Source organism: Methanobrevibacter sp. V14 (assembly GCF_963082475.1).
In the GTDB taxonomy this organism is placed as follows: Archaea; Methanobacteriota; Methanobacteria; order Methanobacteriales; family Methanobacteriaceae; genus Methanocatella.
Map to the genome: position 1 here is coordinate 184740 of NZ_CAUJAM010000009.1, position 22856 is coordinate 207595.

Sequence of the window (22856 nt, forward strand, 5' to 3'; positions counted from 1 at the left end):
AATTATAAAAATAACTCCAAATATTAAGAAAAAGTTTTTAATAAAAAACTTGCAAATATTTAAATCAAACAAGTTTTTGAAAGTGCCTAAATTATATTTTACTTAGCGATTGAATTTGTAAATAAAAAAAGTTTAAGGACAATAATTATCCTTAAATTAAATCAACAGCAGTTTGAATAGCCTCATCCATTTTATCTGTTTTTTTACCTGCACCCTGTGCAAGAGTTAAACGGCCTCCACCGCCTCCTCCCAAAATGCCAACTGCAGTTTTAATAATTTCATTGATTTTGATTCCATTATCAATAGCTTTTTGAGAAGCTGCACCGACGATTTTACCGTTATTGTTTCCCATAATAACCACATCTGCCTTATCATTATCTGTAAAGTCAGTGGCCATTTTTTGAAGTTCCTTAAAGTCAGCGTCGATCAAATGATGAACGACCTTTAAACCCTTAATCTCATCATATTCATCAGCAAGGGAATTCATTTTAAGTGACGCGATTTCAGATTTCAAATTGTCGATTTCGTTTTTCTGTGCTTTCCATTCGCTGAAAAATCTTTCACAAATTTTTGGAAGTTGGTCATTGTCAACCTTGAAAGTTGCTGAACTTTGTCTTAAAAGTTCACCATCATGTTGCATTGAGTCAATGGCTGCAAGGCCTGCTGAGAAATCAATTCTTTCAACTCCATCCTGCACTTTTTCGGTTTTGTTGATTTTAATTGGTCCAACTACACCAGTTCTAGGCACATGTGTACCTGCACAAGCTTGAACATCGACACCTGGAACTTTAACAACACGAATCATTTTACCTGGAACTACACCTCCTTGGTAAAGCATGAATCCATATAATTCTTGTGCTTCATCTCTTGAATGGAATTTGATGTCTAAATCAATGTTTTCCATTACATATTCATTGGCTAATTTTTCAATTTCATTAAGTTCGTCTTGTGTGATGCGTTTGTAATGTGACAAGTCAATACGTGCTCTTGTAAGACTGTTTTGAGATCCAGCTTGCCAGATATGTTGACCTAAGACTTTACGAGCCGCCGCAATTACTAAGTGAGTTCCAGTGTGGTGACGTGCAAGAGTCATTCTTCTTGTCCAATAAAGTTTGCCTGTGACTTTTTTACCAACAATGCCCTCTGTTAAGTCGCCATCTATATGATGCAATACGACGTTATTAACTTTTTCAGCATGAATCATTTTAAATGAATTTCCATCAATTGAAACCTCTCCAACATCAGAAGGTTGGCCTCCTCCTTCAGGATAGAACACTGTTTTGTCAAAGATTAAACATTTGTCACCATCTTTTTCAACCAATCCTAAAACTTCTGCTTCAAATTCTTTTTGGTAGAAATTTTTATAGAATAATAAATCAGTTTCAGGATAGTCCACTTCAAATGAATCTTTTTTATTAGTAGTGTCTTTTTCATGAGCCCCCGCTACTTGAGTGAAGAAATTATCTGGCACATTTACAGTAAAATCATCTCCAGCCATTTCAACTACAGTTTCAGGCGGAATTCCATGAGCATCATATAAATCTATTAACATTTCAAGAGGCATTTCCTTTTTATTCTCTTTTTTAAGCCTTTTAATAGCTCTTTTAACAATACTTTTTCCTTTTTTAACAGTAGCAGCATATCTTTCTTCTTCTAAAGAAATAATGTTCATAATATGTTCTTCAGATTCGCGAATTTCAGGATAAAATTTAGATAAGAAGTCTAATTGAATAGCCATTACATCAGACAATGATTCACTCATGTTTAAATCCTTCATGAATCGTATAGTTCTTCTTAAAACCAAACGCGCCAAATAGCCTTCTTTTACATTTGAAGGGATGATACCGTCAGATATCATAAATGCCAAACATCTAGTGTGATCAGCAATAATGTAAATTGCTTCCATTGGCTCAGCTGCTTTTAAATATTCTTCTAGAGATAAATCCAAACTATCGGCCACCTGTTGTCTAAGTTCCTTTAAATCTCCAATATCTTCAATATCCATCATTCCAGCAATTTGAGCATTTCTTCCTTGAATATCTTCATTAATTTCAACACCAGTTAATTCTTTCAATTTATCTACGACTGGTGCAAAACAAGCATCATAAGCTGTAGGAGTGCCTTGTGAAATCCAAGCGATACGTTCCAATCCATAACCAGTATCTACAACTTTAATTGGGATTTCCTTTTTGCTTCCGTCCTCTAAGGTTTCATATTGAATGAAAACCAATGTTGCAAGCTCCACACCCCTGCAACATACCTCATAGCAAGGCCCTTCATTACCTCCACCACGCCACCAGGATTTGATGAAAGTAATCTCTTCAGTATTAATTCCAATTGATTTGAAAAATTCATGAGAAAGTCTGATGGTTTCATCTTCCCAGTAAATGAAATCATCTTCTTTGTTAATTACAGTATGTGTTCCCATGGTAAAACAAGTCATGTGCCTACCAGTTCTTCCAACATTGTCAACATCGTTAAGTCTGATTGAAGGCTGAGCCATTTCTATAGGATTAGCAGGAGGTTTAACAAGACCGGAAGTAACCCACGGTTGGAAACAAAAGATTGATGCCCCAACTAAAAATACATCATCTCTCCATCGTTTAGCAAGAACCGGATATCTAGGGACATGTGTGTGCCCTTCACCTTCTAAAAATTCTCTAAAAACCTGTTGGATTTCATATAAGTTATATGCTTTATCAGTAGCAGGGTTTGCAATAAACTCATACTCATCACATGGAGCATCACCACAAGTGTGTCTTTCCACTTGGGAGTAAAACTCCTGACCACAAGTTTCACAAGTTTGTTTTTTATAACCAAGTTTGTCAAAAATCTCTACCATATAAATCAGTTTAAATTATTTATTAGGATAAAATATGTTTTTTGTTTAATAAATAATTAATGAAAAATTAATGGTTTAATTAAAAATAGTGTAAATTGATGTTTAAAAAAATAAAATAAAAAAAAGAAAGTGATAGATTTGAAAAATCTATCCGAAGAGAGCACCTAATCCAGCTGCTGCTTCTTCTTCAGAAGCTTCTTCCTCTTCCTCTTCTTCTTCCTCTTCTTCTACAGCTGCTTCAGTTGCTGCAGGTGCAGCTGCAGGTGCCGCTGCCATTGCAGTAGTTTCCATAGCTTCGTCGATGTCGACATCTTCTAAAGCTGCAATTAAAGCTTTGATTCTAGCATCATCAGCTTCAATTCCTGCTGCTTCAATAATACTTTTAACATTTTCTTCGTTAATATCTTTTTCTGCACTGTGCAAAATCATTGCCGCATATATATATTCCATGTTATCACCATTAGTTTAATTTAAAGTGTTAGTTTTTTATAATAATTATAAAAATTAAATTTTAACCGAAGAGCGCTCCTAACCCAGCTGCTACTTCTTCTTCACTACTTTCTTCTTCTTCCTCTTCTTCCTCTTCTTCTTCAACAATTTCTTCGACTGCTGGAGCAGCTGCTACAGCAACATTGGAAAGTTTCTCGACTAATTTGTCATCGATAGCACCAGGAACATCAGCGATTTCAGATGCTAAAGCTAACATTTTAGCCTGTGCTAATCCAATAATTGGTTCTGAAGTTTCAGAAGTCATAATAGCTGCTTCTACACCGATATTAATTGCTCTAGTGTATGCAAGAGTAATGATAGTGGAAATAGTTTCATCAGTAGGGATTGCTGCGTTTACAGATAAGTTAAATGCATTTCTAAATGCATTTTGTACGTCAGCTAATGTTTGTTCTTCATCGATTGCAAGTACATCAGAAGTATATACTGATCCTTCTTCATATACTGCTTTTAAATCAATTCCTACTTCCATTGGATTAATATCCATTCTTGATAAAGTTGCTGCAACTTGTTTAGAGACTTCATCACCAGCTTCTACAACAACAGTTTCTTTTTGAACGCAAATTTTACCTTTATCAATTTTTGCAGGAATTCCGACTTGTTGTAATTCACCTAAAAATGGACCTGGTTCAAATCCAGTGTCCCCTTCAGGAACAATAATATCATTTTCAGCAATGGCACCTGGTTTTGCAGGAGCAGAAGTTTTGCTGTCTTCTAATATTTTGTATAATTTGAAAGGATTCATTTCAGTTGCGATAATTGCAACTTGACCATCCATATGCTCAGATAAATCTACAATGTTGGTTTTATCAGCATTACAATCTTCAAAAGCTAAATCTATAAGGTTTTTCTTAGACATTCTGATAACAGCTTTACCGTGGAGAGATTTTCTCATTTCCTGGAGCTGTTTTGCAGGAATGTTCATTAAATCGACAATACCAATTACATCGTATTGGTCAATGATGCCTTTTAGCTCAATAACTTCTTCCTTTTTCCATTCCGCAACATGAGCCATTAGATCACCCTCACTACTGGTCCCATAGTTGTTTTTATAAACATGGACTTAATTTGACTTCTTCCTTTTTCTAAATTGCGGTCTAAGACTGTAAGAACAGTTTCCACATTTTCAGCTATATCTTCGTCAGCCATATCTTGGCTTCCGACAAGAATTTGGATGCTTGCTTGTTGTTTTACACCAACTTTGACTGTACTACGTAATCTTTCTAAAAGAGGATCTAATTTGATACTTGCAGGCACTGGTTTTGGCATTTTTCCACGAGGACCAAGAACTGGACCTAAAAATCTACCAACCAATGGCATCATATCAACTTGAGCTACAAAGAAATCTACAGAGTTTGCTAATTTTTTAGCTTCTTTTCTGTCTTTTCCTAACTCTTCTAAATCTACTTTGTTAATTACGACGTCAAGACCAGCATCTTTAGCTTGAACAATGAGTTCCCCATCAGCTATGACTCCAATGTTTACATCTTTGCCACGGCCATTAGGAAGAGTAACTTCCTCATTAAACCTATTTTCTGGTTTGTTGACATCCAAGTCACGGATATTAATAATAATATCTACGGACTCAGTGAAGTTTCTCGGCTTTGATTGTTCTTTTGCCTCCTTCACCGCGTTAACTATATCTTGTGTCATATTTATCCCCCATGAACATAAGTTCATTGGATTTTTTGGTTTCATGAGTATCGATTACAAGAAAAAAATTCTTAAACGATTGCATGAATTAAAAACAGTATATCAATTATAAGATTAATTATAATATCATATACACTGTATTTATTAACTTAATTTTAAATTTCAATAAGACAATATTTATTCAGTTAAAATATCATCGTATACTCCAGCATCTACGTCTTTTTGAGCTTCTCTTGGGTCTTTACCATCAACAGATAATCCCATACTTACACAGGTCCCCATAACTTCTTTAACACCAGCTTTGTAATCATTAGCAAGTAATGAATCAAATTTCATTCTAGCAATTTTTAAAGCGGTTTCGATAGGAACATCATTAACAATGTCTAAACCTGGTTCATGAGAAGCTTTTTCGATGCCTAATTCTTCCATGATAAGTGCAGTAGTTGGAGGAGTACCAATTTCAATTTCAAATTCTTTAGTATCTCTATCAACACTAATAATCACAGGCACTTTCATTCCTGCAAAGTCAGCGCTTTTTTTGTTGATTTCTTCTACAACTTGCATCATGTTAATACCGAGAGGTCCTAAAGCAGGCCCTAATGGTGGTCCTGGAGTAGCGGTTCCACCTTCGATAAGAACTTCGACTGTATCTTTAGCCATCAGTCAGCCTCCTTTTGAATTATTCTAATTTGATCAGCTTTAACAGTAACAGGTATTGGTACTGCAGCTTCTATTAACTCAAGAACGACTTCTTCACGTGATTCATCAATACGAACCACCTTTGCCCTTTCACCTTTGAATGGACCAGAAATAAGCTCAACAATACTTCCTTTTGAAATTGAGGAAATGATAGGTTCTGGTTTTAAGAATCTTTTCACCTCATCAAAGGTAATGTCAACACTACCTTCTACAACACCTCTTAAATGTTGCACTTTTAAATCAGGATTTCTAAGATCGATTTTTGTTGAAGATTCAACTAAAATATATCCTTTTAAAGATTCTGGAACAAGAATTGATGAAATGCCAATACCGTCAATAGTTCTAGCTTTACGAGCTAGGAGTCTTGCAACATTTCTTTCTTGACCAGCAGAGGTCTTAAGAGCATATATGGAACTGTTAGTATCTTCCATGAAAAATTCACCTATTTTTTAAATTTTTACTAAATTATTAAATTCATAAATTAAGTTAAAAATATTATAAAAGCCATTAATTTCCAGATGAAAAATTTCTGAAAAATAAGATTTCTATAATATTAATAATTATGGTAAATTATAGTATTTAAAACTTTGTAAAAAATAATAATATTTATTATAAAAAATGCAATGAAAAAATAAAAGATCGGTTCTATAAATTAATTAAAGAACCTAAACAAACGATGATATAACCAATACCTCCAATAACAACTACACCAATAGCTGAAATTTTAGCTAAATCTTTATATTCGCTTGCATCAGGCTTTCTAGATACCTTTAATACTCTTTTTGCATCTTTAATAAACTTATCAAAATCTTCTTTAATAGACATTTCAATACCCAAATAAAAAATTTATAAATTATATAAAATATAGTAATAAGATAATTTTTAATTTAAACATTAATAAATGTTTGCATGATAACAAAAAATAGAGGGAATTAGAAAATTCCATCAATAAAATCGTCTAATTCATCACCATTAGATTGACTATCATCAACACTTTCAGAATCATTGAAATTGGATGAATCATCAGTTCCATAATTTGACTTAATGCCTGAAACAACCACTGTGGTTCTAACAACATTTTGGAGGCTTTCATCAATTTGAGTACCCCAAATAATATTTGCTTCAGGATCTAATTTATCAGCAACAACCTGAACGATTTTTTCAGCTTCATGTAATGTTAAATCAGAACTACCAGTAATGTTAACTAATGCACCGGTAGCATTTGAAATATCAATGTCTAATAATGGGCTGCTTAATGCTTCATGTACGGATTCTAAAGCTCTGTCTCCAGATTCTGATTCACCCATACCAATCATTGCCATTCCAGAACCGCCCATGATACTTTTAATATCGGCAAAGTCTAAACTTACAAGACCTTTTTTAGTAATTAATTCAGTAATTCCTTTAACAGCTCTTCCCAATATTTCATCAGACACCATAAATGCTTTATTCAATGGCAAGTTTGGAGCCACTTCTAATAATTTATCGTTTGGAATAATAATTACAGTATCGGCTGATTCTTGGAGTTTTTCCAAACCTTGTTCAGCATTGTCTCTTCTTTTGATTCCTTCAGCAGAAAATGGCATAGTAGCCACAGCTACAGTTAATGCTCCTAATTTTTTAGCTAGTTTAGAGATGATTGGTGCTGAACCTGTACCTGTTCCACCACCAAGACCACAGGTAACAAATACCATGTCTGCGCCTTCTAATTCTTCTCTAATTTCATCTTCGCTTTCTTCAGCACATTCTTCACCAACTGACGGTTCCCCACCAGCACCTAGTCCTTTAGAAGTTTGTCTACCTAAAAGAATTTTTTTACTAGACTGACTGTAAAATAAGTCTTGAGCATCGGTATTTACTGCAATTGTTGTTGCTCCTTCAATACCCATCTCGTTTAATCTTGAAATAGTATTATTTCCAGCTCCACCAGCACCGATAACAAATATATTTGTTTTTGCTTCTTTAATTAACTCTATAAGATCATCATCGATGTTTGAAGAGAGTTTATCTGGTGTTTTCTCTTCCATTCTTTCTTCGGATTCTTTGATTGCATCATCTATAAATTTCACAAATTAACCCCACATACTCTGCTATTTAAAATAATTGTTAAATATTTCTATTGTAACTAATATTTAAATGCAACTAAAAATTCATTCTTTTGGCATTGTAATTATTTCATGGAATTTTAAATCGAATAGGTTTTTTGAATTAACTGGAGTCAATATAACTGCACTATCAATGCCGTGACCTCTACCACCAATTGCAATAATTTTCTCGCCAACAGGAATTAATCCAGCATCTGCAGCCATCAAAGAGATTTCAGCGGCTACTTTAATACCGTGCGAAAACATTCTTAAAGTATCCGCCACAATATCCAATGGAGAATATCCTCCATATTTATTGGTTATGCCTCTTGCAGCTCCACTAAATGCATGTATTCCCAAGTAAGTTTTTATTCCATGCTTTTCAAGTTTTCCAATCATCTCCAGTGAAATATCTGATTCATTTTCACCGCTAAAACCCATATGATGAGTAACATTGATTATTTCGACATCATTATCAATAGCCTCATGCAATTTTAATGCGGATTTGCCACTAGCAGACGCAATTAAAATCCTTTTAATATCATTAGAAGATTCTAATTTGTCATTAATCCCATTAATTACTTCATCTGTATAATCATTTCCTTGTTTCTCAAAATATGTGATAAATTTTCTTTCCATATTCTAACCATCCCATAGATAATTATTTAATAATCTATTAATTTATATTTATTATAATAATTTTTAATAAAGATTTTTATGAATATTCCAGAACTTGAAGATGTAAAAGCGTGATTAATGGAGATTATATATTAATACCTATTGAAACAGGATATATTAAACCTAATGATACGCTAGATTGTATAATTAAACCTGCAAAAGAATTAATGCAGGATGGAGATTATTTGGTTATTGCTGAAACTCCTATTTCAGTTTCACAAAATCGTTTAGTTGACGAGTCAAAATACACTCCATCGATTACTGCAAGATTCTTGGCTACGGTTTGGAGCAGGTATTTATGGGGCTATGTTTTCGGCCCTCTTTTAAAGATTAAAAAAAGAACCATAAAAAACTTAAGAAAACTTCCAAAAGAAACTGAAGCTCACAAAGAAGTAGTTCTTCAATTATATGGTCTTAAACATGCACTGAAACCCGCTTCAGAGGCTGGAATTGATTTAAGTAATGCACCTGGAACTTTTGTTTCACTACTACCTGAAAATCCCGAAAAAGTTGCAGTAGAACTCAAAAATGAAATAGATAAAGAGGTTTGTGTGATGATTATCGATACAGATGCAACTTATATGAAAAACGAAAAATATTTCACAGGCCTTCCAATAGCTATTGATGGCATTGATGCAGATAATGGATTTTTCGGATATGTAAAAGGACAATTATCAAAGAACATGGGGCCAACTCCTTTAGGGTGCAGTGAAAAAATAGATGTTGAAACCGCATTGAAAATCGCAAATATTGCTGAAGATTACCAGAAATCTCTCTCAACAGAAATGAAAACAATACATAGTGTTAAATCTGTTTTAGGTTCTGAAATTAATGCAATAACTATTGAAGACCTTGATTCGATTATTCACACACCAGCAGTAATTATTAGAAAGATTTAATTTATATAAATTAATTAATACTAATTTAAAATTAAAATATTAATTTTTAACATTTAAAACGCCCAAATAAATCTTTTAAGCTATAAAGTGTTGAGAGAAAGAAAGTTTTATATTTAACATAAAACAAAAAAAGTAATAAGTTATAAGTTAGAATTTATAACAATTTTTTTAAAAATAACATAACGGATTTGAAGTTTATGAATGTAGATGCTATTGCCAAGTATAGAAATTATTTATTGCCTATTATGGATAGTATTTCAATTATTTTTGGATATTATTTCATGTCAGTGCTGATTACTGATTCATTTCTTATGCACCCTACAAGTGCAGTAACAAGAAATGAAATATTAATAAGTATTGTATTAGCCATAATGGTTTATCAAGTCGTATTTAGATTATCAAAAAGATACACCAACATCATCCGTTATGAAAACAATCAAGATTACATTTTATATATCGTACTTTCATTAGTATCATCAATTATAGTATCCTTAATTGAAGAATTAGGGTTGCACATGATTAATCCTTCAATAAAATTGAATTTAATTATTGGATTGCTCATTGGAATTATCATGCTATCTTATCGTATGATTATCAGATATTTACTACTTTATGATGTTGCAAATAAAGGAATTAATTATACTGTTGAAAATCCTAAAAAACTGCTAATTGTTGGAGGAGGATATTCGGCTAATGACATTATTAAAACCTTAAATTCAACCCTTAAAGGTGAATATCATATCATAGGCATTGTTGATGACAATAAAAAACGTATAGGTTATTCTGTGGCAGGAGTTAGAATCATTGGAAATAGAAACGATATTGTAAAGATTTGTGAAGCTGAAAATGTTGATGAAATCTTTTTTTCAATAGTAAACATAGATAATAAAAATAAAAAGGAAATTCTTGAGATATGCAGTAAAACAAATGCTAAAGTAAAGGTCTTGCCAAGTTTAATTGAATTAATCACTGAAGAAAACCTATATCAAAGCCTAAGAGATGTAAGTATTGAAGATTTACTTGGAAGAGAACCTATTGAACTTGACAATCACAATATTAAAAATTTGATCAATGACAAAATTGTTTTAGTAACTGGAGCTGGAGGATCTATCGGTTCTGAACTTACAAGACAAATAATGCTTTACAATCCAAAACAGCTCATTTTATTAGATAATTATGAAAATAGCCTATATGACATTGAGCTTGAATTAAAAACATTGCATCCAAATAATGATATACGTGCAGTTGTTGCAAACATTCGCGAACAAAAGAGATTAGATGCAATATTTGATAAATATATGCCTGAAATTGTTTTCCATGCAGCGGCACATAAACATGTCCCTCTAATGGAGAACAATCCAACTGAAGCAATTAAAAATAATGTATTTGGAACTTATAATCTTGTAAATTGCTCGGACAAATATAAAGTTAAACGCTTCATATTAATTTCAACCGACAAGGCAGTAAACCCGACAAATATTATGGGAGCTACTAAAAGATTATGTGAAATGATAATTCAAGCCAAAAATAGAGAAAGTGACACTGAATTTGTTGCGGTTCGCTTTGGTAATGTCTTAGGCAGCAACGGATCTGTTGTCCCATTATTCAAAAAACAACTAGCTCATGGAGGTCCATTAACAGTAACCCACAAAGAAATTACAAGATTTTTCATGACAATACCTGAAGCGGTTGCCCTAGTATTGCAGGCAATTACCTACGCCCAAGGAGGAGAAATATTTGTTCTGGACATGGGAGAACCTGTTAAAATTTATGATTTGGCAAAAAGCCTTATTGAATTATCAGGATACAGGCTCGGCGAAGATATGGAAATTGAAATTACTGGAATGAGACCTGGAGAAAAGCTTTATGAAGAATTACTAATGAATGAAGAAAATTTACATGAAACAAATCACAAAAAAATATTTATCACAGAATCCATGGACTTTACAATGGAGGATGTTGAAAAGAAATTAGATATGTTTAGAGAAATCATAGACAACGAACATGCCACTAAAGACCACATTAAAGAAGTAATTAAAAATTGTGTTCCAACATATAAAGAACCTGAAGAGGTTAATGGAGAGTAAATATAATGAATATCCCATTTTCACCACCTGATATAAGCGAAACCGAAATTGAAGAAGTAATCTCAGCATTGAAATCCGGTTGGATTACAACAGGACCAAAAACAAAGGAATTTGAGAAAAAGATCACAAAATATTGTGGAAGCGATAAAACCGTTTGTTTAAGTGCGGCAACTACTGCCTTGGAGATGACTTTGCGAGTATTGGGTATTGGTAAAGGTGATGAAGTTATTGTGCCCGCTTATACTTATACTGCTTCCTGCAGCGTCATTTGCCATGTTGGAGCAACACCTGTAATGGTTGACAGCCAAATTAACAGCGAAGAAATGGATTATGCAAAAATGGCTGAAGCTATAAGTGAAAAAACTAAAGCAATTATCCCAGTTGATATTGCAGGCATCTTATGCGATTATGGTAAAATCTTTGAAGCAATAGAAAACAAAAAAGAGTTATTTGAACCTTCAAATGATATTCAAGAAGCATTCAATAGAGTTGTTGTCGTGGCGGATTGTGCCCATGGTTTTGGAGCTATCCAAAATAATAAAAAAGCAGGGACTCTTGCGGATTTTACTTGTTTTTCATTTCATGCGGTTAAAAACTTAACAACCGCTGAAGGCGGAGCGGTGAGTTGGAAAAACCATGAAGGAATTGACAGCGAAAAACTCTATAAAGAATTCCAGATTTATTCACTCCACGGACAGACTAAAGATGCTCTTGAAAAAACACAAAAAGGATCATGGGAATACGATATTTTAATTCCAGCATATAAATGCAATATGACTGATGTTCAGGCGGGAATTGGCCTTGGACAATTAAAAAGATATGAATCGATGTTGAATAGAAGACACGAAATCATTAAAAAATACAATGAAACTTTTAAAAACTCAAGAGTCATCACCCAAAACCATACAGGTGCAAATCACACCTCCTCCGGCCATTTATACTTAACAAGGATTAAAGATATAACTTTAGAAGAGAGAAATGAAATTATTGTTAAAATGGAAGAACATGGAATAAGTACTAACGTTCATTACAAACCGCTCCCATTATTAACTGCTTATAAGAATTTGGGATTTGATATTGCCGATTACCCTAATGCATATCATTTATTTGAAAATGAAATAAGTTTGCCGATTTACTCTACACTAAGTGATGAGAAAGTTGACTATATTGCCAAAACATTATTAGAAATATTAGATGAATATTGAATTCGTAATATTTTTATAATATAAAAGATATATATTAATAGCAATTTTAATTTTTATACATGTATTTAAGAGGAAATTAAATGATAGATGATCCATTAGTAAAGACTTTATTAACCAATGTTGTTGAAGATGAAAGCAATTTACCTATTGTTCAAGCATTAATTGACGGTGTTGAAACTGATGAAGAAATTGCTAATAAAACTAAAATCAAATTAAATATTGTTCGGAGAATATTATACAGGCTTTACGATATGGGATTAGCTAGTTATAAAAGAAGTAAAGACCCTGAAACTCAATGGTTTACATATTCTTGGAAGTTTGAAAAAGACGAGGTTATGAACCGCATCATTAAGGATTCCGAGAATTATTTAAAAATACTTAACGATGAGTTAGAACGTGAGGAAAATAATATGTTCTTTTTATGTCCACAAGGCCATGTGAGACTTGATTTTGATGATTCTTCAGAATATGAATTTATATGCCCAATGTGTGGTGAAGAACTAGAATTCCATGAAAACAAAGATACCATAAAACAACTTAAAGAAGATATTAAAATGGTCGAAAGTAATTTTAAATCATTTAGTGAAAAAAACAGATAAAATGGAACTTGAGTTACTTGAAAAAGAACACACCTCTAAAAATGTAATAGAACATTGCAAAGCTGTTTATAAAAAAGCTATGAAAATAGCTGCTAATTTTGATAATGTAGATGAAGACCTTATACGTAAAGGAGCTTTATTGCACGATATTGGAAGATCTAAAACTCATAGTATAGAACATGCAATAAAAGGAGTTGAAATTGCCAGAAGTCATGGCTACTCCGAAGACGTATTGCATATTATTGAAAGACATATTGGAGCCGGAATAACTCCCGAAGAAGCCGTTAAACTTGGACTTCCAAAAAAATCATATGTTCCCCAAACACTTGAAGAAAAAATCGTGGCACATGCTGACAATTTAGTAAGTGGAAGTGAGGAAGTAGATGTTGATTTTGTGATTGCTAAATGGCAGAGAACTATCGAAGATAGTGATGATAATATTAAAAGATTAATTAAACTCGATAACGAGTTAATAAAAGCTTTTGAGGAATAATATGAAAGTAATATGTTCAAGTGAAGAATCACTCTATCGTCCAGAAGCGGTGCGATGGAGACAAAGAATGGAAATAATGGAACCTTTAGGAGATACTGTTGTTTTATTACCTTGCAGTATGAAAAAGCCCTATTCCAATTCTAAATCTCATCAAAAGTTTAGAAAACTAACCAGATCATTTCAAGAACTCATTGTAACTTCCCCTTTTGGAATTTGTCCAAGAGAGCTTGAAAACACTTTTCCAATACAATCTTATGATGTAAGCACCACAGGTTCCTGGTCAGCTGATGAAATTGAAGAAACCGGTAAGTTAATAGCTAAATACTGTGAAGGTAAAAAAATTGTAGCCAATCTTGCTGGAGGATACTTAGAGTCTTGTGAAGCATATATAGATGACTTCACTAATGTCTGTGTTGATGAACATCCAACTTCTCCAGATTCACTTTATAATTTAAGAATGGAACTTAAAAATCATGAAAGAATCAATAGACGTGAAAAAACATTGCATGAACTTAAATCAATTGCTAAGTATCAATTTGGTGAAAATGGAGATAAATTCATTCCAGATAATGTTAAAACAAAGGGAATGTATCATAAAAGAATTTTATCAAATGGTGTTCAATTAGCATTATTAAATAAAGATTATGGATTGTTTAGATTAAATTTACCTGGCGGTGAAATCTTAAAAGAGTTAGGAATTCATATTGTCAATATTGATTTTAATCTTGAGACCAATACTGTCTTTGCACCGGGAATTGAAAAAGCAGACCATAAAATCATTCCAAATGATGAGGTCATTGTTGTACGTGATGATGCTGTTGTTGGTGTTGGTAAAGCAATAATGACAGGTCGTGAGATGGAAGAATGTGACAATGGCATCGGCGTTAAAATAAAACATCGTTTGAAAAAATAAAGGCTCTTTCAAAAACTTTGAAGCAATGCTTATCTTATTCTAAATATTCGATAAAGGATGGAAATACTAACTTTTCTCGATACTATTTTTATTTTTCAAAGCCTTCTGGAAAGAGCGACTTAGACTGTTGATTGTATAACTCCCAATGATGGGAAAAATAGGAGAAAAATAATGTTAGAAGATGAAATAGATGGAGTAACATATGTTTATATGCCAAAGAACCTGTGGGATAGGATGTGGGAAATTTTAGATAGAATTGAAAAACTAGGGAATATATATGGCAAACATAGCTGAATTACCAACAAAGGATACAATAACACTTATCATCAACAAAAAGAATGGTGGATAAGGTTACCTATGTATTCAAAAACAAGTACGGCAATAAGATTGGAGAATATGAAAACAGATCTCCTGCAACATTATCTTCCAGAAGTAATGTCGCAAGACAGTTCAGACAAATCATAAATCCAAAAGGTGATATGAAACCAAACAGGTTCAACAATCAGTTCACAGAACTCAAACAGCTCCTGCAGCTTCATTATGAAAATGAATTATTAATCATTGAACAGGAAATAGCTGACAAAAAGCAAGCTGAGCAGGAAAAGGATACTGTTAAATTAAAGGAAGCTATCACCAAACTGCAATCATTGGATTATCCTTTGATTTATATTGGCAGTATTGTTGAATGGTTTACAGCAGGTGAGCGAAACAACATATTGTATGCATTTACTGTATCAGGCCAAGTTGTTTTGGGAAGTCCAGTATCCGTAATATGTCTTGGTGAAGCAAGCAGTGGAAAATCACACATTCAGGAAACTGCATTAAGATTAATTCCAAATCACTACATTGTCAATGAAAAGAAAATCACTGAAGCTGCACTGTTCAATCGTGCCAAAAAAGATGAGTATTTTTATGACGGCAAGATTGTCAACTATGGTGACATGGGCGGAATCAATGACCATGACTTTATGGAAGAGTCAAAAAATCTCATGAAGGAACTGCAATCCGATGGATTTCTAAACAAGCCGTTAAGCATTCCGGATGGTGAAGGAGGATGGGACGTAAGGGATTTGAAACTTAAGGGTAGACCCTGCCTGACATACACTACAATACCCAACCACAATTTCGAGGAGCAGGAAATGAGCAGAAGCATATTCATAACTCCAAGAATGGACAACAAGGAAATATTCAATCTCAGAAACACTGCATTGGAATTCAAGCATGGCAAAAGCTACAAAATCTTGAAACAATATGAAAGTGATGCCGAACTTGTGCCATACATGCTGCTGCACCTTAATGAAGTGTTTAAGGACATCGTAATAATAAATCCCTATGTTTACTTTGTCATTAACTTTTTGAAAAACTCAAATTTCTATAAAAGAGATTTTGATAAGTTCAATGGCATATTGAAAACAATAACTGCCTTAAATTACTATAACCATGAAATCCATGACATTGACGGTGAAAGGGTAATCCTTACCAATATTGCAGACGTGCAACAATTCATGAGCTTATTAAAGCCATACAGGGAAAGCATATCTGCAAACCTGGCGCCTAAAGCGGTTGAAGTTTTAAATGACATCAGAAACAATATCGATGACTGGATGGAGCAAGATGATTCAGAGGCATTGAACATGGGAATTACAACCAACCAATACTTCTCACTCCAAAATCTTGGATTGAGCAAGGATTCAGTGAAGAAATACATATATGAATTGGCAAACAAGGGATTTCTTCAGGTAACTGATCAATCCGGAAAATCCAATGTATATGATTTGACAAAAAGTGAAGTTTCATACATCAATGATGATTTAAAGCACATTGACGATACCGTACACCAAATCATCTGCCGTGAGGTTGGAGAATGGGTTATAGACATTATGATGGAAGATAAGTTTGTAGAGGATTTAAGCATTATGAACTTTGATGATGAAGTGAAAAAGCCACCGTGGCTATAAAAAAAACTATGAAGATCTGAAAAGACTTTTTGAAAAGTCTTTTCACAAAATGGTTTAAAATCGTTTTTAAGTTAATTGAAACATTATTTATTGGTTTTGTGGTGCTTTGTTATTTGAAAAAACCATAATTTTAAAGATATGTGATGAAGTTTAAATACTGTCTCATGTTTTTAGAAAAATAGTCTTTTCAAATTGAAAATATCATAATAACTATTATTTAGGGTATTAAAGACTTAAAAATCCTTGTTGAAAAGACTTCGTGAAAAGTCTTCATGGTCTTTACAAATTAAATATATTATGAAATCCATAAAACAACAAATAATCAAAGCTAAACAGGAAAAAATAGAAAGGGAAAATGAATTGTGGTTTGTGGATTACTGCAACAACTGCAAAACAGGACTGGCATTTAAAAATGATGTTCCCTGCCATCATCCATATTACTGCTGGCATGAAGGCGAAGCAGCTATTGTGCAGGCAGAAATTGTCAGGATAGATGAGTATCGAAGACTACATGGATACGTTACAGCGCAAATGTCTGAAGAGTATAAACAATTAAGAAAAAGACAACGGCAATTAATATGGCACGGTAGAAGAAAATTACTAAAAGGCTAAAATTATAGTTAATTACCAAATTTTTGGTATAAATGTTTCGAGCCATTTGTCATGAACTTTTGTTTCAGAAATCGATTCATTATACGTTTCTATTGTTAAATCTCGCAGAAATTCTTTTGATTCAAGATAATAATGTTTTATTTTTCTTTTTATTTGTCTCCATATTTGTTCAATTGGATTTAAGTGAGGAGAGTATGGTGGAAGGTATATTAATTCAATATAAGATGTAATGCTATTTTTTGATGAATGCAGACTTGTGGACGCTATAATTATCTAGAATTAAACATATTCTTTGTTCGGTTTGCATTTTTGTTATTAATGTCTTCTTTTTGTAACAGATTTAAAGTTATTTTTCGTCTTATTTCTCTTCTTTTTTTTCACATTGTTAAGTAATTCTCTATTGCAGTGTTTTCCAATGATTCTAGCGATTGTTGAGGTGGTATTGTCCTTATATTTTTCTAATGTTTTTAAAATTTTTGCTGCGAAAACTTCATTATCTTTGTTGTTTTTCATTAATATTTTATCTATATCTTCATCAGTTAGATTAACATCGAATATTATTTTATTTAATATTTTTACTGTATTTTTGATGTTTGTATTTGCTATTCTTAATTCTAGAAGTGCTATTGCAATTTCTGGTGCGGTCGATGAATTTGTGATTGTGATGGTCGAATTTCCATTTATTGTTAGTGATCCAATGGCGTTGATTTTGAATTTGTATGGATTTACAGTTTGTGTGTGTTTGATTCCTTGTTTATATAGTGATTTTTGAGTGTAAGGTTCATTTTGGAATGATGCTTCATCAAATAAGACTATAATATCGTTTGTTGTTACGTTATGTTCTTCTAAGTTTTTTTTAACTGTTCTTCAGCATCCAGGGGATTTTGAAAATTTAGGATTATGCTTTGCTGTAATTGTATCCTAATTTCTTTACAATTTTTCCTATTTGTTTTAAACTGTAATATACATTAAATTTTTCATTAACAAGAAGATGTACATCTTTCATTGACATATTTGGTGTTTTTTCAATGATTTTGTCTAATTCAATTAGTTGATCATAAGTTAATTTTGATGGCCTTCCACCACCAAAAGAAGGTTTTAAACCTTCCAATCCTTCAGATTCACATGTTTTAATCCATCTGTGAACTGTTTGATATGATTTTCCTAGAATATTCGCAGCATCAGTTATTGTATTGCCTTCACTAACAATTTTAACAGCAATCAATCTTTGATAATACCTATGATAAGCCACATAATTGCTGATTTCCTCATCTAATGCGGTTTTAGTCATTTTATTAAAAACATCAATTTTAGATTTTCCAGACATATTTTATAATTTATCCGACATCTATAATAAAAGTTTGGTTAGTAACTATAATTCTAAATATTTCTTTTGACAATGCCAAATTTTAGATGATTACTTTACACATCATAAAACATTTATCGCAAACATCCAATTGGAACAACTTTCACTCCATCGGCTCTAGTGTAGGCCATTTCACCACCAGTAATCACTGCTAGAAAACTAGGCTCTTCCAAATCAATTTTTCTGTTTTCCACACTTTTTTTAATCAACTTTTTTAGCTTAAGTAAATTTTCTGCTCCCTTATCTATTTCACGGTTGCCCAATTTAAATTCTATTAATGCATATCTTCCATCATTTAGATATATTACACAATCCGCTTCAAGACCACTGTCGTCATTGTAATATAACACTTCACCATTGACTGAGCTTGAATAAACAAGCAAGTCACGTATGCACATGTTTTCAAATATGAATCCAAATGTTTCAAAGTCTTTCAGCAATTTTTCAGGTGTTAGGTTAAGGCTTGCTACAGCTATTGATGGATCAATGAATTCCTTTTTGTAAGATTTTCTGATGGTATTTGCTGAGCGAATATTTGGTGACCATGCAGGAATGTTTTGGATGACATATAACCTTTCAAGAGCATCAATATACGAATTGAATGTAGGCAATGAAATATCTTCATATTCTGTTTTTATATCTTTCATGAGTGTTTTTTTAGTTGCCAGTGTAGATATGTTTCTAGCGTAGGATTTTAGAATAGCTTTTACTCTTTGAGGACTGCGTTTAACTCCATCCACCTCTGAAACATCACTATTGCATATTATATCTATGTAATTTGATACTATTGCCAATTGCTGTTTTTTTGTTTTTTTGTTTAGTGATTCTGGCCAGCCCCCTCTGCAGGCAGCAAATATTAAATCAGGTATTGTTAAGTTTGATGTTACTCCATCAATGTTTAAATCCTCATTGTCAAATAGATCCATTAATGAGATTTTTCCTGTAGATTCTCCGCTTTCATATAGGCTCATCGGACGCATTATGATTCTTTTTATTCTGCCGGCTCCCGAGTGCACGATTTTACTTTCATCAACTATTGTTGACCCGGTTAAAATATACAGTCTATCTTCATCTGATTCATCTACCAAATATCTAACAGTACCCCATAGCTCTGGTGCCATCTGCCACTCGTCAATCAGCATTGGTTTTTCACCTTTTAGGAGTTCTATGGGATTGGTGTCTGCAAGTTTTAAGTATGATTTTCCATGAACAGGATGTTGTAATTCCTTTAGGCTTTTACATTGCTGTTTTGCTGTGGTAGTCTTACCGCACCACTTCGGACCAGTTATTAGTACAGCACCCACGTATTCTAGAGATTCTTTTAGTTCCTGGTCTGTATATCTTGATAAATATTTTTTCATCTTAATCACTTTTTTATATTTTTCACCAGTTTTATTTTATATTTTTCACTAAATTTATTTTATGTTTTTCATCTTATAAATTTTATGTTTTTCATCAAGTTTGTTTTATATTTTTCATCATAGATAATCTATTGTAAAATTATGGATTTATAAAATTTTTTTTGATAGCATTCAACAAAACATGCCAAATGTATCACTTTTCCACATCAATGACATTGCCCTTCACTAACCATGTTTATGATGTCTAAAAGTTCTTTCTTCAAACCTTTCATCTCCTCAAGTTCATTTCTCATGCTACCTACTTCTAATCTTAATGATTCATTTTCTTTTTCCATTGAGTGAACTGAGGTGATTTGATGGATAGCTTTTCAACATCAGTGTTGATTGTTACTGCTGGCAGATGCTCGATATATTCAAATTTCAAATCATCAGGGTTTGTCATAAAATATGCTGCATCTGTTTTGTTTTTGGTCTTTCCCTGCAAATCATTAACCTTGTCCAAACTCATACCACCATTATACAATGAGGTTCTGTTTGGCAGATATTCAGATAATGCCCCAATGTAATCTCCAATAGTCAAACTCAATGTTTCTGTTCTTGCACATCCGCTGGAACAGGAAAACAAAATTATAGCTTTCATTAAAGGAGAAGCAATTTGAAAAGCTTCTCTAATTACTGCCTTATCCGGCAAGCCCTTGAAATATATCGTAGCGGGCTTTTGAATACTTTTTTCATTAATCTTAGGTAGTGACAATATCTCTATTCATAGAATTTGTAGAAATATTTAATGCAGTTCATTTCTTTTCTGACAGTTCCTGGAGCATAATGCTGATACATGTAATGCTTATATTCGACCAATTTTGATTTTAACCGGCTATGTTTCCATTTTACTCCATTGTTTTCGTCTTCTCGGCTTCATAAATAAGATCTTAAGGCTCATACCAAAATACTCACAGTACTTTCTCAGTGAAAGTTCATAGCTGAAGAATGTACCCTGAGCATGGTTACAGCTTATTGAAAAATTTTTTAATAGCACGTCATCCATAATACTTAACACCTCTATTTCCCATAGCTATAATATCTTGAAAGAGAGCTGTTGAATACTAATAAGTATCAGAACTTTTGAAACTGTTCGTATAAAACAAAATTATATATAATAGAAATAGTATAAATTATATCAAATTCATAGTTTGAATTTAAATAAATCGGAGATTGTTAAAAATGAAAGCTAATGCAGAAAAAATAGGAGATGGTGTATACTGGATTGGAGTACTTGACTGGGATTTAAGATCCTATCACGGATACACATTGGACGGAACCACCTACAATGCTTACCTTGTATTTGGTGAAGATGAAGTAGCATTAATTGATAATGCCTACCCTGGAAAAACAAAAGAAATGATGGCACGTATCGATGATGCATTTGCTCAAGAAGGAAAAGAGGTTAAAGTTGACTACATCATCCAAAATCACGTTGAAAAAGACCACTCTGGAGTTTTAGTGGATTTACACAAAAGATTCCCAGAAGCACTTATATACTGTACTAAAATTGCAGTAAAAGGATTGATAAAACACTACCCTGGCCTTGAAGGGGCCAACTTTGTCACTGTTGGAACTGGTGATAGCTTAGATGTTGGTGGAAGAACTTTGGCATTCCTTGAAGCATTCCTATTGCACTGGCCCGACAGTATGTTTACCTTACTCACTGATGAAACAGGCATCTTATTCCCTAACGATGCATTTGGCCAACACTTATGTTTCACCAAAAGATTCTCAGACGAAATCCCTGAGCATGTACTAATGGATGCTGCACAAAAATTCTATGCAAACTTAATTACCCCACTTTCAAAATTAGTTCTTAAAAAGTTAAATGAAGTAGTAGAATTAGGATTGCTTGACCAAATCAAAATGATTGCACCGTCCCACGGACAAATATGGACTGATCCAATGCAAGTAATCGGAGCTTACCAAAACTGGGCTACTGGAGTATGTGAAGATAAAATCACAATCGTATACGACACTATGCATTACTCTACCCAACAAATGGCTCATGAAATTGCTGAAGGTGCGATGTCTGAAGGTTATGATGTAGAAATCTTCTACTTACATGAAGATGAAAGATCTGAAATCGTCAAAAGTATTTTGACCAGTAAAGGAGTAGCTATTGGTGATCCCACCATTAATGACGTTCCATATCCAAGTATTGGAGACATCATGTACTATTTAAAAGGATTGTTGTTCAACAGAACCGGCATTGAAAGAAAAGCAGTTACATTTGGTTCAATGGGAGAAAAAGGAGGAACTCCTGAAGTGCTTGCTGAAGAATTAAACAACTGTGGATTTGATGTTGTGGACACTCAAGAAATCTACTTTGTACCAACTGCTGAAGAGGAATATACAAGCTATGAATTAGGTAAAAAATTAGCAAAAGCATGTAAAGAATTATAAATATAAGGAGAGAATATTATGGTTAAATACGAACACCAAGTTGGCATTACAAAAGACACACCTGTAGAAAAAGAAGTTCAAAACAACTTTATGGGTGAAACTCAAGAGGTAGGAATCTATTTAGCAATGTCTAGACAAGCTTCCCGTGAAGGATATGGAGAATTAGCTGAAGTATTTAAAAGATTGGCATGGGAAGAAGCTGAACATGCAGCTAGATTCTGTGAAATGAATGGAATAATCAAACCTACCCTCAAAGAAAACATCGAATGGATGATGGATGGGGAAAAAATGGCTAACCAAGAAAAAAGAGATGCATCAGAAATTGCAGCAGAAGCAGGTATTGAAACTGCAGTTGACTTTTTTAGAGACAGCTCCAGAGACGAAGGTCGCCATTACAAAATCTTAGAAGGAATCCTGGAAAGGTACTTCTAGATTTATGAAAGAATTTAACT

General features: G+C 33.1%; 26 protein-coding genes. 12 read left to right on the forward strand and 14 right to left on the reverse strand.

The features are described 5' to 3' along the window. Window positions 1-151: 151 nt before the first annotated feature. From alaS to Q9968_RS08580, 9 genes are all read right to left on the reverse strand, one after another. A complete protein-coding gene (gene alaS / locus Q9968_RS08540) occupies window positions 152-2842 on the reverse strand; it encodes an alanine--tRNA ligase (RefSeq protein ID WP_305515412.1) in 2691 nt (896 codons plus the stop codon). A 147-nt stretch (window positions 2843-2989) separates the two neighbouring features. Then, entirely contained in the window at window positions 2990-3292 is a 303-nt protein-coding gene (gene rpl12p, locus Q9968_RS08545) for a 50S ribosomal protein P1 (RefSeq protein WP_305515414.1), read from the reverse strand. Between the two features lie 61 nt (window positions 3293-3353). Then, window positions 3354-4364, reverse strand: a complete 1011-nt coding sequence (locus tag Q9968_RS08550) for a 50S ribosomal protein L10 (protein WP_305515416.1) — start codon at window positions 4362-4364, stop codon at window positions 3354-3356. Then, window positions 4364-5002: a 50S ribosomal protein L1 gene (locus tag Q9968_RS08555; RefSeq protein ID WP_305515419.1), complete on the reverse strand. Its 639-nt coding sequence runs from the start codon at window positions 5000-5002 to the stop codon at window positions 4364-4366. The genes Q9968_RS08550 and Q9968_RS08555 overlap by 1 nt, the downstream gene beginning before the upstream one ends. 177 nt (window positions 5003-5179) lie before the next feature. Next, window positions 5180-5662, reverse strand: a complete 483-nt coding sequence (locus Q9968_RS08560) for a 50S ribosomal protein L11 (protein ID WP_292600720.1) — start codon at window positions 5660-5662, stop codon at window positions 5180-5182. Then, entirely contained in the window at window positions 5662-6132 is a 471-nt protein-coding gene (locus Q9968_RS08565) for a transcription elongation factor Spt5 (protein WP_305515423.1), read from the reverse strand. The genes Q9968_RS08560 and Q9968_RS08565 overlap by 1 nt, the downstream gene beginning before the upstream one ends. A 214-nt stretch (window positions 6133-6346) precedes the next feature. Beyond that, window positions 6347-6526, reverse strand: a complete 180-nt coding sequence (locus Q9968_RS08570) for a protein translocase SEC61 complex subunit gamma (RefSeq protein ID WP_305515425.1) — start codon at window positions 6524-6526, stop codon at window positions 6347-6349. A 107-nt stretch (window positions 6527-6633) separates the two neighbouring features. Next, complete coding sequence (ftsZ, locus tag Q9968_RS08575) at window positions 6634-7770, reverse strand: cell division protein FtsZ (RefSeq protein WP_305515426.1); 1137 nt, start codon at window positions 7768-7770, stop codon at window positions 6634-6636. A gap of 81 nt (window positions 7771-7851) precedes the next feature. Then, a complete protein-coding gene (locus Q9968_RS08580) occupies window positions 7852-8424 on the reverse strand; it encodes a pyruvate kinase alpha/beta domain-containing protein (protein ID WP_305515428.1) in 573 nt (190 codons plus the stop codon). Between the two features lie 110 nt (window positions 8425-8534). On the opposite strand from Q9968_RS08580, the gene Q9968_RS08585 reads away from it, so the two are divergent. The 9 genes from Q9968_RS08585 (at window position 8535) to Q9968_RS08625 (ending at window position 17229) form a co-directional block, all read left to right on the forward strand. After that, entirely contained in the window at window positions 8535-9362 is an 828-nt protein-coding gene (locus Q9968_RS08585; RefSeq protein WP_305515430.1) for a coenzyme F420-0:L-glutamate ligase, read from the forward strand. 197 nt (window positions 9363-9559) lie between these two features. Next, window positions 9560-11449, forward strand: coding sequence for a nucleoside-diphosphate sugar epimerase/dehydratase (locus Q9968_RS08590; protein ID WP_305515432.1), 1890 nt, complete (start codon window positions 9560-9562; stop codon window positions 11447-11449). Window positions 11450-11454: 5 nt separating this feature from the next. Then, window positions 11455-12654 carry a DegT/DnrJ/EryC1/StrS aminotransferase family protein gene (locus Q9968_RS08595; protein ID WP_305515434.1) on the forward strand — a complete coding sequence of 400 codons (1200 nt, stop codon included), beginning with the start codon at window positions 11455-11457 and terminating at the stop codon, window positions 12652-12654. 80 nt (window positions 12655-12734) lie between these two features. Next, a complete protein-coding gene (gene tfe, locus Q9968_RS08600) occupies window positions 12735-13253 on the forward strand; it encodes a transcription factor E (protein WP_305515436.1) in 519 nt (172 codons plus the stop codon). 1 nt (window position 13254) lies between these two features. Next, window positions 13255-13746 carry a TIGR00295 family protein gene (locus tag Q9968_RS08605; protein WP_305515707.1) on the forward strand — a complete coding sequence of 164 codons (492 nt, stop codon included), beginning with the start codon at window positions 13255-13257 and terminating at the stop codon, window positions 13744-13746. A 1-nt stretch (window position 13747) separates the two neighbouring features. After that, window positions 13748-14659 carry a DUF5591 domain-containing protein gene (locus tag Q9968_RS08610; RefSeq protein WP_305515438.1) on the forward strand — a complete coding sequence of 304 codons (912 nt, stop codon included), beginning with the start codon at window positions 13748-13750 and terminating at the stop codon, window positions 14657-14659. A 171-nt stretch (window positions 14660-14830) separates the two neighbouring features. Beyond that, on the forward strand, window positions 14831-14953 hold the full coding sequence (locus Q9968_RS08615) for a hypothetical protein (RefSeq protein WP_305515440.1): 123 nt from the start codon (window positions 14831-14833) through the stop codon (window positions 14951-14953). Between the two features lie 44 nt (window positions 14954-14997). After that, complete coding sequence (locus tag Q9968_RS08620) at window positions 14998-16617, forward strand: hypothetical protein (RefSeq protein WP_305515441.1); 1620 nt, start codon at window positions 14998-15000, stop codon at window positions 16615-16617. Window positions 16618-16914: 297 nt separating this feature from the next. Then, window positions 16915-17229 (forward strand): hypothetical protein, encoded by a 315-nt coding sequence (locus Q9968_RS08625; RefSeq protein ID WP_305515442.1) that lies wholly within the window; start codon window positions 16915-16917, stop codon window positions 17227-17229. Between the two features lie 12 nt (window positions 17230-17241). Here the strand turns inward: Q9968_RS08625 and Q9968_RS08630 are convergent, their stop codons facing one another. Together Q9968_RS08630 and Q9968_RS08635 are read right to left on the reverse strand one after the other, a co-directional pair. Next, on the reverse strand, window positions 17242-17502 hold the full coding sequence (locus tag Q9968_RS08630) for a transposase (RefSeq protein ID WP_342765957.1): 261 nt from the start codon (window positions 17500-17502) through the stop codon (window positions 17242-17244). Between the two features lie 42 nt (window positions 17503-17544). Continuing rightward, window positions 17545-17742, reverse strand: a complete 198-nt coding sequence (locus Q9968_RS08635; RefSeq protein WP_305515444.1) for a hypothetical protein — start codon at window positions 17740-17742, stop codon at window positions 17545-17547. Window positions 17743-17818: 76 nt separating this feature from the next. Between Q9968_RS08635 and Q9968_RS08640 the strand changes: the two genes are divergently transcribed. Then, entirely contained in the window at window positions 17819-18001 is a 183-nt protein-coding gene (locus Q9968_RS08640) for a hypothetical protein (RefSeq protein ID WP_305515446.1), read from the forward strand. 126 nt (window positions 18002-18127) lie between these two features. Here the strand turns inward: Q9968_RS08640 and Q9968_RS08645 are convergent, their stop codons facing one another. The 3 genes from Q9968_RS08645 to Q9968_RS08655 all read right to left on the reverse strand — a co-directional run bounded on the left by Q9968_RS08645 (window position 18128) and on the right by Q9968_RS08655 (window position 20710). Further along, window positions 18128-18556 carry a helix-turn-helix domain-containing protein gene (locus Q9968_RS08645; RefSeq protein WP_305515449.1) on the reverse strand — a complete coding sequence of 143 codons (429 nt, stop codon included), beginning with the start codon at window positions 18554-18556 and terminating at the stop codon, window positions 18128-18130. Between the two features lie 113 nt (window positions 18557-18669). Next, entirely contained in the window at window positions 18670-19956 is a 1287-nt protein-coding gene (locus tag Q9968_RS08650) for an ATP-binding protein (protein ID WP_305515450.1), read from the reverse strand. A gap of 310 nt (window positions 19957-20266) precedes the next feature. Further along, window positions 20267-20710 carry a hypothetical protein gene (locus tag Q9968_RS08655; protein WP_305515451.1) on the reverse strand — a complete coding sequence of 148 codons (444 nt, stop codon included), beginning with the start codon at window positions 20708-20710 and terminating at the stop codon, window positions 20267-20269. Window positions 20711-21177: 467 nt separating this feature from the next. Here Q9968_RS08655 and Q9968_RS08660 point away from each other — a divergent pair, with 467 nt between their 5' ends. Both Q9968_RS08660 and Q9968_RS08665 read left to right on the forward strand, forming a co-directional pair. Next, a complete protein-coding gene (locus Q9968_RS08660) occupies window positions 21178-22404 on the forward strand; it encodes an FprA family A-type flavoprotein (protein WP_305515452.1) in 1227 nt (408 codons plus the stop codon). Between the two features lie 18 nt (window positions 22405-22422). Continuing rightward, on the forward strand, window positions 22423-22836 hold the full coding sequence (locus tag Q9968_RS08665; protein ID WP_305515454.1) for a ferritin family protein: 414 nt from the start codon (window positions 22423-22425) through the stop codon (window positions 22834-22836). Window positions 22837-22856: the final 20 nt, after the last annotated feature.

Bases quoted from the DNA above. Each gene is read 5' to 3' on its own strand.
- Q9968_RS08580 (WP_305515428.1), bottom strand. From the start codon at position 8,424: ATGGAAAGAAAATTTATCACATATTTTGAGAAACAAGGAAATGATTAT.
- Q9968_RS08650 (WP_305515450.1), bottom strand. From the start codon at position 19,956: ATGAAAAAATATTTATCAAGATATACAGACCAGGAACTAAAAGAATCT.
- Q9968_RS08640 (WP_305515446.1), top strand. From the start codon at position 17,819: ATGTTTGTATTTGCTATTCTTAATTCTAGAAGTGCTATTGCAATTTCT.
- Q9968_RS08595 (WP_305515434.1), top strand. From the start codon at position 11,455: ATGAATATCCCATTTTCACCACCTGATATAAGCGAAACCGAAATTGAA.
- Q9968_RS08565 (WP_305515423.1), bottom strand. From the start codon at position 6,132: ATGGAAGATACTAACAGTTCCATATATGCTCTTAAGACCTCTGCTGGT.
- Q9968_RS08635 (WP_305515444.1), bottom strand. From the start codon at position 17,742: ATGAAAAACAACAAAGATAATGAAGTTTTCGCAGCAAAAATTTTAAAA.
- Q9968_RS08590 (WP_305515432.1), top strand. From the start codon at position 9,560: ATGAATGTAGATGCTATTGCCAAGTATAGAAATTATTTATTGCCTATT.
- Q9968_RS08660 (WP_305515452.1), top strand. From the start codon at position 21,178: ATGAAAGCTAATGCAGAAAAAATAGGAGATGGTGTATACTGGATTGGA.
- Q9968_RS08605 (WP_305515707.1), top strand. From the start codon at position 13,255: ATGGAACTTGAGTTACTTGAAAAAGAACACACCTCTAAAAATGTAATA.
- Q9968_RS08615 (WP_305515440.1), top strand. From the start codon at position 14,831: ATGTTAGAAGATGAAATAGATGGAGTAACATATGTTTATATGCCAAAG.
- Q9968_RS08625 (WP_305515442.1), top strand. From the start codon at position 16,915: ATGAAATCCATAAAACAACAAATAATCAAAGCTAAACAGGAAAAAATA.
- Q9968_RS08645 (WP_305515449.1), bottom strand. From the start codon at position 18,556: ATGTCTGGAAAATCTAAAATTGATGTTTTTAATAAAATGACTAAAACC.
- Q9968_RS08555 (WP_305515419.1), bottom strand. From the start codon at position 5,002: ATGACACAAGATATAGTTAACGCGGTGAAGGAGGCAAAAGAACAATCA.
- tfe (WP_305515436.1), top strand. From the start codon at position 12,735: ATGATAGATGATCCATTAGTAAAGACTTTATTAACCAATGTTGTTGAA.
- alaS (WP_305515412.1), bottom strand. From the start codon at position 2,842: ATGGTAGAGATTTTTGACAAACTTGGTTATAAAAAACAAACTTGTGAA.
- Q9968_RS08570 (WP_305515425.1), bottom strand. From the start codon at position 6,526: ATGTCTATTAAAGAAGATTTTGATAAGTTTATTAAAGATGCAAAAAGA.
- Q9968_RS08550 (WP_305515416.1), bottom strand. From the start codon at position 4,364: ATGGCTCATGTTGCGGAATGGAAAAAGGAAGAAGTTATTGAGCTAAAA.
- Q9968_RS08620 (WP_305515441.1), top strand. From the start codon at position 14,998: ATGGTGGATAAGGTTACCTATGTATTCAAAAACAAGTACGGCAATAAG.
- Q9968_RS08665 (WP_305515454.1), top strand. From the start codon at position 22,423: ATGGTTAAATACGAACACCAAGTTGGCATTACAAAAGACACACCTGTA.
- Q9968_RS08610 (WP_305515438.1), top strand. From the start codon at position 13,748: ATGAAAGTAATATGTTCAAGTGAAGAATCACTCTATCGTCCAGAAGCG.
- Q9968_RS08560 (WP_292600720.1), bottom strand. From the start codon at position 5,662: ATGGCTAAAGATACAGTCGAAGTTCTTATCGAAGGTGGAACCGCTACT.
- rpl12p (WP_305515414.1), bottom strand. From the start codon at position 3,292: ATGGAATATATATATGCGGCAATGATTTTGCACAGTGCAGAAAAAGAT.